Here is a 20,118-nt window from a genome sequence, read left to right on the forward strand (position 1 = left end):
ATTGTACTATTTATTGTATCCATACCAGAAGTGGTTAGCCACCTAATCTGCAAATGGCTGGACGGACGTAAAGGCGATAACTAGCCTAAATTAAAAACCAGGAGTAGCCGCTCCTGGTTTTTCTGTGTCCACATGGACATATATTAACATTTCTTCTTCAGTACTATTATACCAAGGTTAAAAATAATTTCAATATTAATCTTGCTTCTCGCTTCGCTCGACCGCTCCGCGGGGCTCCTCTACGCGCCGGAGGGGCGTGTTTTTCGCTTCGCTGCGAGGTCCTCTGCACGGGCCTGCTTAATATTTCCACTCTCTTTTAAAATATATAGCAAATTTCTTATAAAATCCAAATTAAAAAGCACCCACAGGGAGTGCTTTTGATTTGGATTTTAGTACATTGGCATTTGTGGGCCGGCTGGCATAGCAGGTTCTTCTTTTGGTATATCTGCTACTGCGGCTTCTGTTGTGAGTATCATTCCTGCGACAGATACTGCGTTTTGTATGGCTGATCTTGTTACTTTTGTTGGCTCTACTATTCCTGCTTCAAACATGTTTACGAATTCGTTGTTGTAAGCATCGTAGCCTTCTTCTTTGCCGCTGTTTTTAACTTTTTCTACTATTACTGATCCGTCTAGGCCTGCGTTTGCTACTATTTGTCTTAGTGGGGCTTCTAGGGCTCTTTCTATGATTAGAGCTCCTGTTTTTTCATCGCCTATTAGGCTTTCTCTTAGGGCTTCTACCTTATCGATTGCTCCTACTAGGACTACTCCACCGCCTGCTACGATTCCTTCTTCTACTGCTGCTCTTGTTGCTGATAGGGCATCTTCGATTCTGTATTTCTTTTCTTGCATTTCTGTTTCTGTAGCTGCTCCGACATTGATTACTGCTACTCCACCTGCAAGTTTGGCTAGTCTTTCGGCTAGTTTTTCTTTTTCGTATTGGCTTTCTTCGCTTGCTTGTTGAGTTTTGATTACTTCTACTCTTTCAGCTAATTTTTCTTTATCGCCCTTGCCTTCTACTATGGTTGTATTGTCTTTGTCTACTTTTACTTTCTTTGCTGAACCTAGCATGTCGATTGTTGCTTCTTTTAGGTCCATGCCTAGCTCTTCGCTGATTACTGTTGAGCCTGTTAGGATTGCTAGATCTTCTAGCATGGCTTTTCTTCTGTCACCATAGCCTGGAGCTTTGACTGCTACTACGTTGAATGTTCCTCTTAGTTTGTTTAAGATTAATGTTGTGAGGGCTTCTCCGTCTACATCATCTGCGATGATTAGTAGTGGTCTTGATTCTTGAACGATTTGTTCAAGGAGTGGTAGGACTTCTTGGATATTTGAGATTTTCTTATCTGTTAGAAGGATGTATGGGTCATCTAGCTCTGCTATCATTTTTTCGTTGTCTGTGGCCATGTATGGTGATAGGTAGCCCTTGTCAAATTGCATTCCTTCTACTACATCTAGGTAGGTGTCTGTTGTTTTTGACTCTTCTACTGTGATTACTCCATCGTTACCTACTTTTTCCATGGCATCTGCTATTAGCTTACCGATGTTTTCATCTTGTGATGAGATTGTGCCGACATTTTCTATAGCTTGTTTATCTTCTACATCTTTAGAATTTTCTTTGATGTAGTCTACTACTATGTCTGTTGCCTTTTTAAGTCCCTTGTTTAAAACTACTGGATTTGCTCCTGCTGCAAGGTTTTTAAGGCCTTCTTTGATGATTGCATGGGCTAGCACTGTGGCTGTTGTTGTACCATCACCTGCTACATCGTTTGTCTTGGTTGCTACTTCTTTTACAAGTTGAGCTCCCATGTTTTCAAATCTATCTTCTAATTCTATGTCATTTGCTATTGTAACACCATCATTTGTGATTGTTGGTGCACCATAAGCCTTATCTAATACTACGTTTCTGCCCTTTGGTCCAAGAGTTACTCTTACTGCATTTGCAAGTTTATCAATTCCTCTTTCAAGACCATCTCTTGCATCTTTTCCAAATTTAATATCTTTTGCCATCTATATCTCTCCTTCTTAAGCTTCTACTACTGCTAAAATGTCGTTATATTTGACAACTATATATTCGCTATCTTCTAGCTTTACATCTGTTCCTGCGTATTGAGAATAAATAACCTTATCCCCTACCTTTAGGGAATCTTTTTTCTTCTCGTCATTTTCTATATCTGCGCTTATAGCTACTACTTCAGCATATTGTGGTTTTTCTTGAGCGCTTTCTGGAAGCACGATTCCACTAGCTGTTGTTTTTTCAGCTTCAGCTTTTTTAATAACAATTCTATCTCCGATTGGTTTTAAGTTCATGTCTGATCCTTTCTTTTGCTTATCGCAAATGATTAATGATAAATGATTGGTGTTAGCACTCATTAACTTCGACTGCTAACTCATAATAGTAATATACTAAGAAGATTATTTTTTGCAAGCTTAAATGGGATTTTTTATTTTGGCTGTTAAAAACCTTATAGAAGAATTTTGCTCTCTCAAGATTCTCACCATCTCTTCAAACATCAATGATTGGGCTAGATTTTTGCTGGATATTAGGGCCTTTTCGCTGGCGAGACTTGAGATCCTCTCTCCTGTGATTAGGACTATTTCGCTATTTTCTATTCTTTCTACATATTTCACATTTACAAAGGCTCTTGTTTCCTTGTCGTAATCGCTTTTTCTGTATTTGAAAGGGGAAAATACACCATTTGAGTCGATTACATAAGGCAGGTTGCGGTGGATTTGGTAGTTTGCCTTTATATGCTTGTCAATTCTTTGCTTATCCTTGCCATGATGGTAGTAGAGATTTTTAAGAAATAGGGCAGGGCCCCTTTGGTCAAGGTAGGCACCGTCTTCACAATAGATTCTAGAATAAATCCCCTTGCCCTTCACATATTCGGGAAGGATGGCAATTATTAGTTCGTTCATGAAACCTCCTTTCAAACACTAGACAATGAGTGTACTATAATTGTACAATAAAAGTTAGATAAATACAATGGACATTCGCAAGGATAATTCATCTTTATACTTTGCCAATCTTTAAGGTATAATATAATAAAAATACATACAAAGGAGAGAACATGAATTTTTCATTAGTTCCAATAGCAGATACCAAATTTCTAAACTTCATCTACCTAGGCCTAGGCTCAAATGGCAAGGGACTTATCGCCTTATTTAACACCAGAGGCAACACCATGATAAAGGAATCAGTGGCCAAATCTCTAGAAATAGAATTGATTGATAGTGACTATATAGACAAGAAAAAGACCTACAAAAGGGGATTTTTGAGCGAGCTACTTATCGGAGGGCTTAAGCTAAATAGGGTACCAGTCCTTGTAGCAAAGGATGAAGTCTTTGACCTTGGAAGAGATCAATTGGGCAATACCAATGACTGCGACATGGTCCTAGGTTGGAATGTCATAAGCCAATTTGCCTGGAGAGGAAACCTTGCCGAGGGCAAATTTGAAGTCCAAACATCAGATTTTTTAGAGCCAAACGCTATAAAAACAAACCAACCAATCCTAAATATAAGCCTAAATGACAAGATTATAAAGGCAGCCATAGACACATCTAGACCTCTAACCATTGTCTCAAAGCCAATAGGAGCTGATATAATAGATGCAGATGCAGATCTTTCCCAAACAATGAAGCTTATGGGAGATGCCACGGAAGATGTAAATTTCCTCAATAGGTTCACCTTCAAATTAGACAATAAAGAAGTAAGAATTAAGTCAGTTGCCATAGATGAGAGCCTAAATGACAAAGACATCCAAGTAGTCTTCGGAGCAGACCTCTTAAGACAGACCAAATGGTCAATCTATGGTCCACAAGCCTTCATCAAATTAGAAAATTATTAAAATCTTTAAAAACTTATTCATATTTAATACAAAAATCACCAAGGCTGGGCGAAAAATTCTTCTCCCAGCCTTAAAATATTTCTAAATCTTCTCTCACAATCCATAATTTAAAATATCACAATATCTTACATTTTTAGAAATCTATAGAAATTTTATACATATTAACATTCCAAAAAATAAAATTAAATAAACTAATAATTAATTTAAAATTTTCCCAAGAAAATCCCAATATATATAAAATTATTCTGATATTTTTAAGAAATTTATATATATTTCGCTCAAAAATATATTTAAAATCAATTTTCCTTAGCATGCAAAAGCGTCAACCATGGCATTTTTATCTGTTGTCAAAAATCAAAAAGTATTATATGATAGATATATATAGAAACTAGGCCAATGCGTCCAAAATTAATTATAAAAATATTTCTAAAAAATAACTTATCAATAAAAGGACTAGATATGATAATAATTATCCATAAAAAGAAATACCACAGAAGACACAGAGCAAATTTAGACGAAGAAAGGAGGTCTATATGAAAGTAAGATTAAGCCTATTGACAAGAAAGGTCTTTGCCCTAATAATTGCAACGTCCATGTCCATTCCGACAAACGTATTCGCAAGCGAGCCTGAGCCACAAAATTATGAAGAGGACTCATCAATAATGGGCCTTGCTCAAAATGAGACCACAGAGGACGTCAAAGCAGCAGAAATAGATTCAACAAAGCTTGTAGAAAGCAAAGACTACCTTATAGATATGAAGGCTACACTCGATGAATCCCTCACAAAGATTGACTATGAAATAAGGCTAAAGAGAAAGAATCCTCTTGCAGAAGGAGAAGATAAGGACTTAAGCCTATCTCTAGTAGCCATGCCAAATATCAACTCCCTAAGGTTAGTTTCTGCAAGCGCCATAGATGCTAATAAGGAAAACGACCTAGCAGTAGAAACATCTGATGATGAACTTAATAGCCTTATACTAAAAAATAAGGCCCACGATGAAATAATCTATAAGATAAGTGCAGACATCAGAGAAGCAAAAGATGGCAGAAACTATGACCTAGCAATTGGCCTAGCAGATGATAATGATGAGGTCTTAACCTACAAGCTAATAGCCAAAGAAGAAGACCTAGATGATGGTGAAAATACCACCAAGACAATCAAGCTAGAACAAAGTGATGCTAACAACCTCACAGCTACATACAAGGAAGAAGGAATTTTAGGAGGCATATTTGCAAAATATGACCAAATAGAATGGACAGATTTCCTAGCCAATGACACAGACGATGTCAAAGAGCTCGACTATAAGCTAAATCCAGATCAAAACCAAATCACAGACGAAACAAAAATCAGACTAGACTACTACAAGATGGGTCCAGAAGGTTTTGTAATCAATAAAGAATTTAGCCAAGAAATCGACTTTGCAGAAAAAATAAACTTCGAAATCCCAAAAGCCTACCTAGCAAGGCTAAGCCTAAGCACAAAGGTAGATAAGAAAAACACCCATATCGCATCCTACCAGCTAAATAATAGGGAAATCAAAAATCCTATATATATAGAAGGAAGTGAAGAAGAAAATAAAGAAGAAGGAGAAGACCCAGCGCCGGCTCCTACAGAAAACCAAACTCCTGCCGCTGACAAAACTCCATCAGAAGAAAATGATGCACCAGCTAGCCAAGCTGAAAAGGAAGATAAAAAAGACCCTAGCGAGGAAGAGGAAGACCCAGCCGACAAATTATCAGCCCTCCTCCTAAATAGGGATAGCCTAGAAGCCAGACTTAAAAACGAGTCTAGACTCACAGAGGCCATGGCAAAAACTGTAGATGAAATCACATCCAGACTCTATGCCTACGACAAGGACCAAATCTATTGGGAAGACCTACTAAACTACACCAAGGCCATAGCCCAAAGAGATAAGCTAGAAGAAGCTGACCTTAGAGAAATCATAGGGGACTTAATCACCGGTCTAAACAAGGAAACCTACAAGGTAGCCAATATAAATATCGACGAAATAATCAGATTTGTCTACCCACAAGAAAAGGAAAATCCTGAAAACCAAGAAAACAAGCCAGAAGAACCAACAAATCTCGAAAAGGCCGACAAGGAATTAAAAGAAGCCCTAGCCGATAAGAGTAAGGGCATCGAAGAAATCCAAGCCCTCCTAGATTCTTTTGAAAAAAAATACAAGCTTACAAGAGAAGACCAAGAAAAGCTAATGACAGCCAATAATGATGCCATTAATGCTCTTGTAGAAAAGGACAGGGAAGAAAATACAAGATTTAACAATCTTAGACAATTGCCACAAGGAAATTCAGACTCTTTTGAGGGTAAGAAGTTCAAGCTCAAGACAAAGATGCAAGTTAAGGCGACATCAGGCTGGCCAATCCCATCTGGTTGGTACTTTGATGTTAATCTTGGCCCATACCTAAAAGAAGACAAAGGTCAACCTCTAAATGATCTTTACAACAATGGTCAATTGATAGCAACTGCACAGTTTATGAAGCTTGGTAATGATACAGTTATTAGATACACATACGTAAGAAAAGTTACACAACCGATAGATCTAAATATAGACCAAAACTTAGAATTTGATGCAAAAGCAATTGGTAACCAAAACCCAATTACTCTTAACATCAAAGTAGCTCCAAAAAATAACCCGGTTCAAAACTTGTATCCAATAACAGTCTATAAAGATACACCGAGCCCAGTCACTAGCGAATATGTTGTAAAAGATGAGGGAGAAACAAAATCAGGTACTTATCCTTACCAACTAGACTGGAGGACAACCTCTCAAAAACTTAAAGACAATAAGGGAAAGGTAATAGACAAGTTAGTTGATTTGGATAAGTCCAGACTAACAGGAGCCTATGTAGAATGGGATATAGAAGTCGATACAGATAAGCTTGTTGACCCTAAAAATCCACTTGAATTTAATAATCTAAACCTAACAGTGTTTGGATCAGCTAACCAAGGCCTTACAAATATCTACTACAAGGCATCTAAAAATAAAGATGACCTAGAGACAACAGATGGTTATATTTCTTCAACAAACCTTGGAGAGCTTTTAAGCCAAAATTCTCAAATAAGTAAAGCTGATCTTGGACAGAAATTAGTTGATAATAAACCAGAAGGAAATAAGTTATACATCAAGGTCAAAGCAACAATTGACCCTGACCAAGTTCACGAAACCTACTCAATTGGCTTTAGACTAAACCCTGATAAGAACTATATTGATGGTTTGTTACAAGACATACTTAATAAATACAACTCTATCCCTACTCCACTCAAATGGCTAAAGGGAGTGAAAGAGGCTAGAAGATTTGCAGAAGTACCATTCAACCTAGTTGAAACAAATATTCCTGCAACCTTCCTCGGTCTAACAGATAGGTTTACCAACGAGAGATTCTACTACGACAACACTAGAACCATAGTTGCAAATAGAAAATCAGATACTAAGGTAGATTGGTACGCCCTAGATTTAATCAGACGTGGCGAAAGCCAAGACCCAGCCCTAGATAATCCTGATTTTGATAGAAATAATGGCAAAGACAAGAAAACAATTAGGGCAAAAAAGGTCTACTACCTACCACTCAAAGACGGTGGCTATAGGAGAACGACCCAAGCAGGAGATGTTGTCTTACAAAATGGTCAGTATTTCCCAGGAACCATAGTTTCTTATGAATATCCTAACCACTCAGGAAAAAGAGACGACACCTACAACTTTAGGCCTAACCTAAAAGACAAAAAGAAATTTAACATCGACGAGTCTTACGATTATGAAGGCGGCCGAGTAAACCTCTTTACAGAAAAAATCTCTGCCCAAGACTTAGCCAAAGGCTACATAGCCTATATAGAAAGTCCATACCCAATCATGCGTATCAATAGAAACTTCGATATGGTATCATGTTTCAACGACCGTGTCAATGCCCCAGTATACACAGGCAACACCAAGATCTTCTTAGATAAGCATGAGGATGTATCAGGTGACTACCTCCTAAATAGACTAAATGAATCCATAGGAAACCAATCTGGCACCTATAGCTTAAAGAATTACCTAGCTGGGAACACTTATGACGGAGTTTCTCTAAACCATAATGGTGATTTAAGCCAAGGCCAAGCCATGGAAGAACTTATGAAAAAGATCTACTTCTATGGTGAGGAAGTCAAGAAGGAATATTCGAAAGACAATAACAACCAAGTGATGCATAGGCTCATCGAATCATCCATGTACCAAAGGGTAATCCACCATTTCACAGATGGTAAGTCCCTAGAAAAGGATTATTTCGATGCCCCATCATCCTACAACGTAGATGAGTGGAAAGTTCCTCACACCCTATCAGGTACACGACAAACATATCCAAAAACTGGATGGGATGGTTCCTTTGAAGGTAAAGATGATGATAGAAAAACTGACCAAGGACTCAGAAAGCTAAAAGATAATGAAACTCAAATAGGAAACTACCCACCAGTCCAATCAACCCAATATGAAATGGCACAAAAGCTTTATAATAAGGTAATAGCTTCCTATAGAGAAGGCAATGATTGGAATGATGACAAGGCAGATTCTGTAAAATTAGTATTCTACTCCCACACCGACGAAGGAAAATACCAAGAGCTAATCGCTGGTCGTGTAATGGCTCCAATCGAGATTGATAAATATAAGAAAGGTGGAGAAAAGCTAAAAGACGCCAAATTCAGATTTACCAATATCGATACAGGTGAGAAAAAAGAGTGGACATCAACAGATGATGACAAGGCTCACAAACTTTACCTAAGACCAGGTAAGTACAAGGTCCAAGAAATGAAAGCCCCAAAAGGTTATCAAAAAATCCAAGACTTTGATATCGAAGTAATAAGAAAAGAAATCCATCCAGACGATGGACGATACGATGCCAAGAAGCTTCCAAGTATCCATGTCAACGATGGTTTTGAAACAGAAGTATCAATAGACCAAAAAACTGTTCCAAAAGATACAGACGGAAAAAAACCTCTTGTAGTACTTGACGAAGACAACAAAATCAAAGTCAAGGTCACAAACATAGAGGATAACCTCGGTAAGCTTGAATTTATAAAAAGAAATAAGTTTATAAAACTAGACGGTGCAGAATTTAGACTTAGAAAAATAGAAGCATCAGATTTAGCTGATGCTAAAAATAAATTCAAAGACCCATCTAAACTAACTTATGATTCAAAATACGACAAGACCGAAAAGGGCAATATTGGTGAATTCAAATTCGACCATATCCCTGCTGGTTTCTATGTATTAGAGGAAACAAAGGTTCCAGAAGGCTATGAAAAAGCCCCACTCTACCTAATCGAAGCAAAAGAGATTACTGATGCTAACCAAAAGAAAAAGGTTCAAGTAAGCTTTGTACAAGAATACAAAGAAGTTGCGAATGAAAAGGGCGAAAAAGAAGCAAAAATAGAAGACGCAAACCTTGAAACAGAAAAAGCCAAAAGAGATGGCAAGACAGTTGATCTTCCTATAATTAGGAACAAAACCAAAAAGACAGAGATCAAATTTAGAAAAGTTAGGACCGAAAACCTAGGGACAGACAAAGAACACCTAGGCCTAGGCGATGCTAAATTTAGACTCATGTCCCTAAAAATGGTAGACGGTGACTTCTACTTAGAAGAAGCCTACACAGATAATTCCAAAAAAACCGAGCCTCCAAGAGCCACAGTAGATGGCCAACAAGCTGAAGGCGGCGGATATATCACCTTCAAGGACCTAAAAGTCGGCGAATACTTATTAGAAGAGCTAGAAGCTCCAAAAGGCTACAAAAAAACCAACCTCTACGGTTGGAAGCTTGTAGTAAGCTTAGATAAAGATGGCAACTTCACCCACAAGCTCTACGAAGTTCCAAAGGCAAAAGCTGGAGAGAATCAAGATAAAATCTTTAATTCCAATAAGCTAAAAGAAGTTGAAATATCTAATATAATTAAGGGTCATGAAAAAGTTGATGCTTATCAAATAGGCAACGAAGCCAGAACCATAGATATAGACTTCAAAAAGTACAAGGGAAAAATCGTAGAAAAAGATGGCAAAACAGAAGTAGAAGCTACAGAAGTCAATGAAAAATTACTCGGCAAAGATAATAAGCCAGTAAGCTTCAACCTCTATAATTCAGACTTCTACGGGGCAATAATAGGCGAAAAGGACGAAAAAGGAAACTTTAAACCAATAAATAAAGAGCCAATCATCCAAGATGATAAGGGCATCTTCCACTTAGGAGGCCTAGAATTTGGTGGCTACTATATCCTAAGAGAAACAAACCCACCAAAAGACTACAACAAGGCTGATGACATCCTTCTAAAGGTAGAGGCAGAGGCCATAGCCAACGAAGGCCATATGAAGGTAATCGTAAGAGACCCTAACACCAATGCCAAAACCGACATTCACTCAGTATTTAAGGGAGTAGTCGACTTCCTAGAAAAAGAACAACTAGGAAAATTCTCTATAAAGAAAGTCGGTAATGCAATAGGATACACTGACAAAAACGGCAATCCAATCAGGGTTGGCCTAAGACGTGCCTACTTCAGACTCTATACAGCAAATGAAAATTACGAGATAGAGTACAAGGATAAGGATAAAAAATATCCAAAGGAATACATCCAAAAGGTAACACCAGGAGTACCAATCACAAAAGATGATGGCAAAGGCGGCCAAACTGGAAAGAGCCCAAAAGAAATCGAAGAAGAAGCCCCTAACCAAGGTATAGTAACCTTCGACCAACTAAAACCAGGCCACTACGTCCTAGAAGAATTCAGGGGACCAGCAGGCTACGAAAGAGATCCAAACCCTTGGTATATCCTAGTAGAAAGAGACGGAACAGTTAAAAAATACAGGGACAATCCAAGCAAGACCAGAAATCCAAAACAAATGGACTACTCAGCCCACGCCCCAAGATACAGGATGGCAGGCCTAGACCTATCTGAACCACTACAATTTAATAGACTAATGGCAGCACCAACAGAATCATATCTACAAGAGCTAGAATATGATGCAAGCTCTGATGATTTGAACATAAAAGTTTGGGCAAGCGAAGTTGATACTAAAAATGGAAAGAGAACTATTAACTTCTCAATAAGTCCAAAAGCTAAGGCGTCTCAAGAGACTGAAGAGCAAATAATTGGAAATAAGATTCAACTAGTATTTGTAATTGATAGATCCAAGGATGCATCAGAATTAACTAATAAAAACAATCCAAGTGGCCCAACTCTTGATAAAAACATCAATAAATTGATAACAGACATAGTTGATAAGGCTAAAAAATCAAATGCAAGTATTGATGCGACCTTCATTCAATATGATAATGCAACAAACTCAATAGTAGGTGGAGTAAATCAAGACTTACTAGCACTTGATGAGTCAATATCAGATACTCAACCTTATACAATGACAACTCCATCAAATCCAAATGGAGAAAATGTAACAATAAAAGACTACCTTGGGAAAATTGGAGTCAAAAAAAGAGTTGCAAATAATATTGACGGTAATGATAGGTTAGCAAAAAATAGAGATACCTATTATAATCAAATTACAAATACAAATGAGGCTTATGATAAGAGAATATTTATTAACATCTCAAACTTTATTTCTACTGGAGCAAAAACTTTCCGAGATAAAAATGAGGGAAATAGGATAAAATACCAAGCTGCTGAAATAATTTGGCAATTTAGAAATAAAGCTAAGCCAGTACATTTTGATACATGGATGTCCCATATAGACTTATATTCTGGTTTAAATAGTGAATATACAAATTATATGGCAAATAACACAGCAAATGATCCGTCAGGAAATATTTTAAGTGATCATTTCAAATTCTTTAGAAATGATGATTATAATAATAACGGTAGAGGTCAAAATGTAAGTAAAGACTTTTTTGATAATAATATTTTGACTGATGATAATTTTATTAAAGAAAGAAAAATCATAGAAAAACCAAGTGATGAATATCTAGTAAAAGATGCTAGCCTTAATGCAACACTTAGAAATCAAATTAACTTATTAGAAACTAGTGCTACTATAGGTTCAACTAACTTAGACCCAATAACATCTAAGAGCGGAACAAATGACTCAATTAAATTAGATAATATAAATCTTAAGAAAGGTGAAACTCTAGATTTTTCTTATACAATAGATTTAAAAGACACCACTGAATTTGATGAAGTTTATCCGATAAATGCTAGTATCAAATTTGTTAACGATGGAAAAGAATCATCAATAAGCTCGGTTTATCCATCAACTAACTCAGAAATTTCAACTAAGAAAATCAAAGAAGATACTCCTACACCAGACCCTCCTACACCAGACCCAGGAACACAAGAAGGCCACAAGGTCAACACAAGCAGTACAGGTGGCGGAAGCATTAGTGCAAGCCCACAAAATAACGTCAAACCAGGTACAGAAGTTACAATAACAATCACACCAAATCCTGGCAAGAAGTTAGCTGAACTACTAATTAATGGTGACCCTGCAGAGGTTGATGGATCTACCTGTACCTTCGAGATGCCAGATCGTGATGTAAATGTAGAAGCAAGCTTCATAGATGAAAATACCCCACACCCAACAGGTGAGATGATCTTAAAGGCAAACTTCATTTATTCCAACCAAAAGGACGGAATAGATAATAGTAAGGATGAGCCAAAAGGTTCTCCAGGTACAGTTGAACTTTTCGTCAACAAAAGACAAGGCCTAGTAGACAATTGGGTCAAAGTTCCAAATAGCAAAAGAGATGCTCCTTATAAGGGCACCTTAGAATACAAAGGTCTTGACCTAGATTCTGATTACAAACTAGTCTATACCAGAGATACAGAAATAGCTGGTGGTTGGGGATCTGAGACTGTATCAGAATACCGATTTGATTCTAGAGATGTTAAAGAGAATAATACTGTAATAGTCAATATCTCAAATGGTAACCTAACTGAAATCTTCAACCACGATGAAACAGGTTTTAGGATTCCGCTAAGAATTACCAAGGTCAATGAAAACAAGGCTGCTCTAACAGGTTCACAATTTAAGGCTCGTAAGCTTGTAAATGGTGAGAGAGTTCCAATCTATGAGAAAAAAGAAGATGGTACTTATGTCGATACAGGCAAAACAGGCTTCCCTAAATACTACGATGAGAAATTCGACGGAGTATCAGAGGCTACTGGTAAGCCAGGAGATAACTACTTCAGAGAGCTAACCCCAGGTATCTACGAGCTTGAAGAAATCAAGACCCCAGATAACACCTACAGACCTCCAAAGGATAAAAATGGCAATGACATGAAGTGGTACTTCAAGGTAGTAATAAACAAAGAAAAAGTACCAAGAGATGCCAACTACATGGATATCACCTTTGACTTTGAACACACTTTCTCTGAAAATGACGATTTCAACATCGGCATAACAGAAGCTGAAAAGAAAGAACTTATAGGCAAAACTATCAAGGGCTTCAAAAAGGGAGACCCTGACTTTGCAAGATATATCGAAGAAGTAAAAGATGATGGTCGTTCCGACCCGGCAAGGCCAGATGCCCCATACAAGTGGATCCACGATGCTAGAGTTACCAACTACAAAAACAAAACAAAGCTAAACTTCTTCAAAAAGGATAAGGCATCCTACCAAAATATAGGAGGAGCAGAATTCTCCTTAAGAAAAGCTAAGCTTGATAAAGATGGAAAGCTAGTATTTGAAAATAACAAGCCAGCTTATGAGAAAGAAACAACTAAAGGCGCAGATGGATTAGACCTTACACCAGAACAGCTAGACTCAATGAGAGTCCAACCTTATGATGAGAAAGAGAAATTTGCCAAGGCAATTTCAAATGACCAACTAGGTGTAGAATTTACCAACATAGGTGAAGGCACCTACATCCTAGAAGAAATAAAACCAGCCAATGGCTTCAAGCCAACCGACTCCTTCCTTGCTATCACCTTTACAGAAGATGAAAAAGGTTCATGGAAGCAAGAGGTAAAAGGCTACGAGAAAAACGAACAAGGCATTTACCAAGAGATGTCTGATACAAACAAGTTCTTCTCCAAAAACACAAAGGGCGAATTTGTAAGTGTAAACAACGAAAAAGCCTACATCGACCTCAAATTCCAAAAAATTGAAGGCAAAAAGGCCAAAGTAAAAGAGGGCGATAAAATTGTTGAAAAAGAAGTTCCAGTAGAATCTGCCGACTTTAAGCTAACCCAAGTCGATAAGGATGGTAAGAAAATTGAGGGTGGTTATGAAAAGACTATCTACTCATACTCCAACTCCAACTTCGAATTCAGATACCTTCCTATTGGCCGCTACAAGCTCCAAGAAACCAGGGCTATTACAAAATTTGAAAAACCAGACCCATGGTTCTTCAATGTAGACCAAGACTCAACAACTCACAAATTGAAATTGGTGTTTGAAAGCGACCCAGACGGCAAACTTGACGAGTCTATAGGCTTTAAGACAAAGCAAAATGGAGACCCTGATTATGATGACGATGGTAACCTCCAAGACATCAAAATCAGAAACTACTCCAAGACCAACTTCTCCTTCAAGAAATTTTCTAGTGACCTAGATGATAAGGGAAATAAAAAACCACTAAAAGACGCTTACTTTAGACTTACAAAAGTAAGATTCTCAATGGACGAGAAAGCCAAAGCCTACGAATACTATGGTGAGGATGATAACGCAACCCTTAAGAAATATACTAACGGCAAAAAGGTCACAGAATACACTACTGAAGGTAATGTGCAAAAATTCACCTACGATAACAAAGAATATAAGTATGATGAAAATAATAATCTTATCAGCGTAGGTGGACAAACCCCAACAGAGGAAGACAAAAAAGTCAAACCAGACGCAATCTCAAATGCCACAGGTAAGTACAGTGCCCTACGTCGTTCCCAATCATCAGGTAAGGTAGACTTCCAAAACCTCGGAGAAGGTATCTACCAACTAGAAGAAGTAGGAATCCCAGAAGGCTACCAATCTAACACCAAGCAATTTAAGTGGATATTTAAAGTCGAAAAAACAGATGACGGCTTACAAATAGTAAGAACTTACAAAGACAAAGATGGTAAAGAACTTAATGTCGAAGAAGAATACTTCAAGAAGTACGAACCAACCTATTATACCGATGTCTACTCAAAGAAATTTAAGGACAACTCAAATGTTAAAGGTGATGGCATAAAATCTCCTTACGAGATAACCAACACCAAGACCACAACAGACCTTAAGTGGAAGAAGATTGGATCAACTGAGAAGACTAATGTAATTACAAAGGACACCAAGTTCGTCTTACTAAAGACTTCTGACAATCCAGGAGACATTGATTCTGATAATAAAGAAACGGTCAAGAAGGTCATATCTGGTCAATCAGAATTTCCACCTTACCAAGTGGAAAGTGATAGTGGTGTGTTTGAAATCAAAGACCTAGCCAAGGGTGTCTATGTATTGATAGAAACCAAAGCCCCAGATGGCTACGAAATTATGACTAGAAAGATAGTCATAAAAGTCTATGAAGATGCAAAAGGAGTTATCAAGAAGGCTTTCTATGAAGTAGATCAGAATGGCAATTTGGTAAAAGAAGCAACAAGCTTTGAAAACTTAAGAACAACGAATGTTAATAGTCAAACAATAGTTGATACAAAGCCAGAAGACACCTTCTATGTTATAAACAAGCCAAAGGAATACTTCCTCTTAACTAAGGGATATTTGGATGATAAAGATAAGTTTACTCATATCACTAAGGGCAAGCTTGATCTTAAGCTCTATCCAGAAAATAAGGATGATAGAAATACCTATCAAACCTATAGTCAATCTATCAACCTAGATACTGATAAAGAGCCAAATCGTAACGACCCAGCTTACAAATTTAGTATCGACGGTATTCGCCAACAGATGGTTGAGTATAAGAAGGGTGAAATCACCTATATCCTAGAAGAAACCTCTGCTCCAGATGGTTTTGTAAAAACAACTAACAAGTATAAAATTAAGTTTGTTTACACTAATAATAAGTTTTATGTAAAACTAATGGGAGTAGAAGTAAATGGCCAAGTTGTTAATGAGACTGACGATAAAAAACCTATCCCAAGTGAAGGACTGAATATCTATAATGGAGATGGTGAGACTCAAAGTTCAATACTTCATATCGTCAACACCAAGGCTGAAGTTGTCTTTACCAAAATAGGTAAATACAAGGTAGAAGAAAATGGCAAACTAGTAGATAAAGAAACTAAACTAAAAGATGTTGAGTTCTACCTAGAAAAACAAGACCCAGACGATATCCAAAAGGAAAACCAAGGTTATTATCCATTGACAGCAAATATGGAAATGATAAAACCAAGGAAAAACGATGATGGAACTACAACTTACTATTATATAAGTAAGAAAACTGGAGAAGAAGTAAAAGTTAAAAACTACGACCCAGAAAAAATAACAGATCCACCTGTCGGAATCTACAAGTCTGACGAAGATGGTAAATTCAAAATAACCAACCTAACCGACGGCTACTATAGAGTAATCGAACCAAAACCAGCCACAGACGAAAATGGCAAAGATTACATGAAAGTCAATGGCCCAATCAAGACCTTCAAGGTAGTAGACGGTAGGGTAAAGATTTATACCGTAGATAAAGATAATAAGACTATAGAAAAAGAAGTAGATGGTACAAGTGAGGCAACCGTAACCCATATCATCAACCAAAAACCAGGCAAGGGTGAATTTACCCTAACCAAGGAAGATGAAGATGGTGGTAAATTAGATGGCGTTGAGTTCACTCTCTATAAGACAGACGGGGAAACCCAAGTCGGAGAAAAACAAACAACTAATTCTAATGGTGAAATCAAATTCACCGGCCTACCTTATGGCTACTATTGGCTCAAGGAAACAAAAACCAAAGACGGTTTCATCCTAGACACCAAGAAAAAGCTAATAAGCCTAGGTGGAGATAAAAAATGGGATGTTCCAGGCAGAAAAGAAGATGTTTGGAAAGCAATCAAATTTGAAGGCAAACAAGATGAACTTGTATCAACAGCTGATACACCTAATAAGGATACAGTATATCCAAACAAGGCCGAAGGCATCTTTGCTAAATTCAATTTCAAGATTGACGAAAAAGCTGACATCAAGCCAGGAGATTATTTCACAATTAAATTCTCCGATAATGTAGACCTAGATGGTATCAACAAAAATAATTCTGACAAGGGACAAAAGGGTGACCAATACTTTGACATCATAGGACCTGCAGGACTTTTAGCAAAGGCAGAGGTAAATCCTGACAGAAGATCAATCACCTACATCTTTACAGAATATGTAAAAGACTACAAGCCAAACTCCATGTCCATGTTCCTACAACTCTTCCCTAACAGAAGAAAAGTAGACCACAAGCAAGACATAGAAGTCACTGCAGATATAGGACATAATACTGATCCAACAAATCCTAACTATTCTAACTATCATTACTCAGACTCTATAACCATAGACTACAGAGGAAAAAATGAAAAGATTGGATATAATGGTTACCAAAATCCAGATTCAGATATATCATCCTACATGCTAAGGTTAAACCCAGATGGCAAGACCTTTACAGCGATTTTATATCTAAACCCAAGGAATAGAGAGATGTTAGGCAAGACCCTATCATTTACAACAGATGAAGATATCCTAGTAAATGATAATCTATCAGTAAAAACCTATATCAAGAATGGAGCAGGTAGTCATCCAAGCAGTGGAAATATTGATGGATGGGAAGATGGAGACCTACCAGATTCCTACGATATCTACGAAGAAGATTCAGATGGTAAGCTCAAAGTACGCTCTGACTTAAGTCTAATTACAGATAAGGGTGATGAATACAATTGGTATCCAACTAAAACTTGGACAGAATCATTAGAAGTTAATCCTTATTACGGTTATGATTATTCTCAATATGATTACAATTATGGTAGATATAGGTATTACAAATATGTCACCAAGGACAACAGAGATGATAAAATCACCAGAAAAATAGATATCCCAACTAGATACCTAAACAGAAAAGGTGATTCAAAAACTGCAACCTATGTAATAGAAATTAAGGGTGAGTTAAACAAAAATGCCAAGTCACTAAAAACTAGGGCAGATGAAACTCACTACAACTACAGGACACAAAACCGTACAACCTACAAAGATTCCTACAAATCCTACTTCGAAACCTGGTCACAATTCTTTAACCCAGGAGCAAGTGGAAATGTCAGCAAGGAAATCAAACTTGTAAACTTCAAAAACAAAATAGAATTTGCAAAAGTAGATGGTGGTGTCCTATCAAATGTAGTAGATAAGACTGAGGAAAATTCTCAAAAACTAAAGGATTTGGGCATAGGTCTACCATTAAAGGGAGCAGAATTTAAACTTGTAAAAGATGGAACTGATGTAGACAAATCAACAAGAACATCAGACGACAATGGAATCTTCTCATGGGAAGGCCTAGCACCAGGTACCTACCAAGTCATAGAAACAAAATCACCTGATGATACAAAATATGACTTGCCAAAAGATGCAATTTCAACCTTTAAAGTAGATGAAAATGGAAATATTGTAGAAATCAAAAACAATAAACAAATCCTAGAAAACTACAGAAAAGCTGAAATAAAAATAAGAAAAACTGACCAAGATGGCAATACCCTAGATGGTGCAGAATTCTTACTAACTGCAACAGGCAAACAAAAGTACACTGCAAATATAGGAACAAAACAAGCAGATAATACAATCCTATTTGATAAGCTACCAGCAGGTACCTACACCCTAACAGAAGAAAAAGCCCCACAAGGCTACACCAAATCTAAAACAGTTTGGAATCTAGAAGTCACAAAAGATGGTAAAGTCAAATGGACAAACTCCTTTGATGATACAAATGATATGAAGAAAGTTTCTGTAAATACCTATTCTGGAGATGCTGATAAAGAAAATCTAAAATCAGAAATCCTAGGTATAGACACAGACTCAAAGACCTTCAGACAAAAAATTACCATCAAGGCAAGATCAAGCGAGCTTGAAAAAGCAAGGCTAATCTTAGACTCAGTAAACACTGACCTAATCTTAAGCCAAACAAATACCAAGGTAAGATTGGTACAAGCAAGTGGCGATACTATAATAGAACCAGATAACAGCTCTTACACAGTCGAAATCAATAACGGCAATACACCAAACTTGACCCTAAGAATAGCCCCTCCATACAGAGAGGAAAAGAAAAACAATCCAGTAGGATCAAGCTCTGGAAATACTAGCGAAGAAAACAAAAATGATGCAGACGCAGTAAGAGAATATATCCTCATAGTAGACATGCCATACAAAGACAATGCAAGAATTGGTGCCAAGGCAACCTATGATGTTGGACAAGTCGACAAAGAAACAGGAAAAGTCACATTTGGTACAGAAGATATCAAGACAGTACTAGATAAATACGTAGCAAAATCATCTACACTTACACCAAGTGCAGAAACTGTAAATATGAAAGTCTACGAAAATAAATATCTAGCCCGTGACATCAACCTGCTAATAACAGACATAGGAAACATCAAAAAACCATCAATCTACTTCCAAAAAGTAGACGAAACAACAAAAGAAGCCCTACAAGGAGCTGAATTCGAACTTCAACAAAAACAAAAAGACGGTAAATATCTACCAATCAAGAAAGATGGAACAGTAGTAACTCCAGCTGGCACAACACCAACAGACAAGTTGATAGCCAAATATGGCACAGATGGTAAATTCTCATTCGAGAACATCCCAGACGGCGAATACCGAGTCTACGAAACCAAAGCTCCAGATGGATATTCATTAATGGATAGGGTCGCATTCAGATTCAAAGTAGAAAAAGGCAAAATCTACGAGCTAGATAAACACGATGATAAGGTCGCAGCTAAGCTTCTAAAAGTAAACGGAGAAGAAAACTCCGACAAATACAGAATCAAAATAACCAACAAAAAGGCCGAATACCCATACACAGGAGGCCCAGGCACCTGGATAGGATACACCCTAGCAGGACTAGCAGTAATGCTAGGCGGAGTATTTATTTACTTTAAAAGGCAAGCCCGTCTAGCTCAGTGAAGACCTCCACAGAGTGGTCGAGCGCAGCGAGAAAATCCATAAAATCCTAAGGGAAAAGAGGAAGCTTAAAAAGCTTCCCATACTCCCTTGCATCGACTAAGGTGGCAAGCCCGTAGTCTAATTGAGACAAGCCTAAAGTTCTACCACCCTTGCATCGACCAACGTGGAGAAGCCTAACAGGGTAGTAAGAAGTCAACAAAAACCCAAGGGCAA

5 protein-coding genes are annotated in these 20,118 nt (G+C 37.4%); 2 read left to right on the forward strand and 3 right to left on the reverse strand.

The window, feature by feature from the left end; translation table 11 throughout:
* Positions 1-389 precede the first annotated feature (389 nt).
* The 3 genes from groL to ACCQ42_RS09300 form a co-directional block, all read right to left on the reverse strand.
* Positions 390-2,009: a chaperonin GroEL gene (gene groL, locus ACCQ42_RS09290; RefSeq protein WP_410035984.1), complete on the reverse strand. Its 1,620-nt coding sequence runs from the start codon at positions 2,007-2,009 to the stop codon at positions 390-392.
* A 15-nt stretch (positions 2,010-2,024) separates the two neighbouring features.
* Positions 2,025-2,309, reverse strand: coding sequence for a co-chaperone GroES (locus ACCQ42_RS09295; protein WP_106461435.1), 285 nt, complete (start codon positions 2,307-2,309; stop codon positions 2,025-2,027).
* A 120-nt stretch (positions 2,310-2,429) separates the two neighbouring features.
* Positions 2,430-2,918: a hypothetical protein gene (locus ACCQ42_RS09300; RefSeq protein WP_410035985.1), complete on the reverse strand. Its 489-nt coding sequence runs from the start codon at positions 2,916-2,918 to the stop codon at positions 2,430-2,432.
* Positions 2,919-3,070: 152 nt separating this feature from the next.
* On the opposite strand from ACCQ42_RS09300, the gene ACCQ42_RS09305 reads away from it, so the two are divergent.
* Both ACCQ42_RS09305 and ACCQ42_RS09310 read left to right on the forward strand, forming a co-directional pair.
* Positions 3,071-3,847, forward strand: coding sequence for a pepsin/retropepsin-like aspartic protease family protein (locus ACCQ42_RS09305; protein WP_410035986.1), 777 nt, complete (start codon positions 3,071-3,073; stop codon positions 3,845-3,847).
* A gap of 533 nt (positions 3,848-4,380) precedes the next feature.
* Positions 4,381-19,905 carry a SpaA isopeptide-forming pilin-related protein gene (locus tag ACCQ42_RS09310; protein ID WP_410035987.1) on the forward strand — a complete coding sequence of 5,175 codons (15,525 nt, stop codon included), beginning with the start codon at positions 4,381-4,383 and terminating at the stop codon, positions 19,903-19,905.
* Positions 19,906-20,118: the final 213 nt, after the last annotated feature.

This window comes from Anaerococcus kampingae (assembly GCF_046365475.1).
Classification (GTDB): Bacteria; Bacillota; Clostridia; order Tissierellales; family Peptoniphilaceae; genus Anaerococcus; species Anaerococcus kampingae.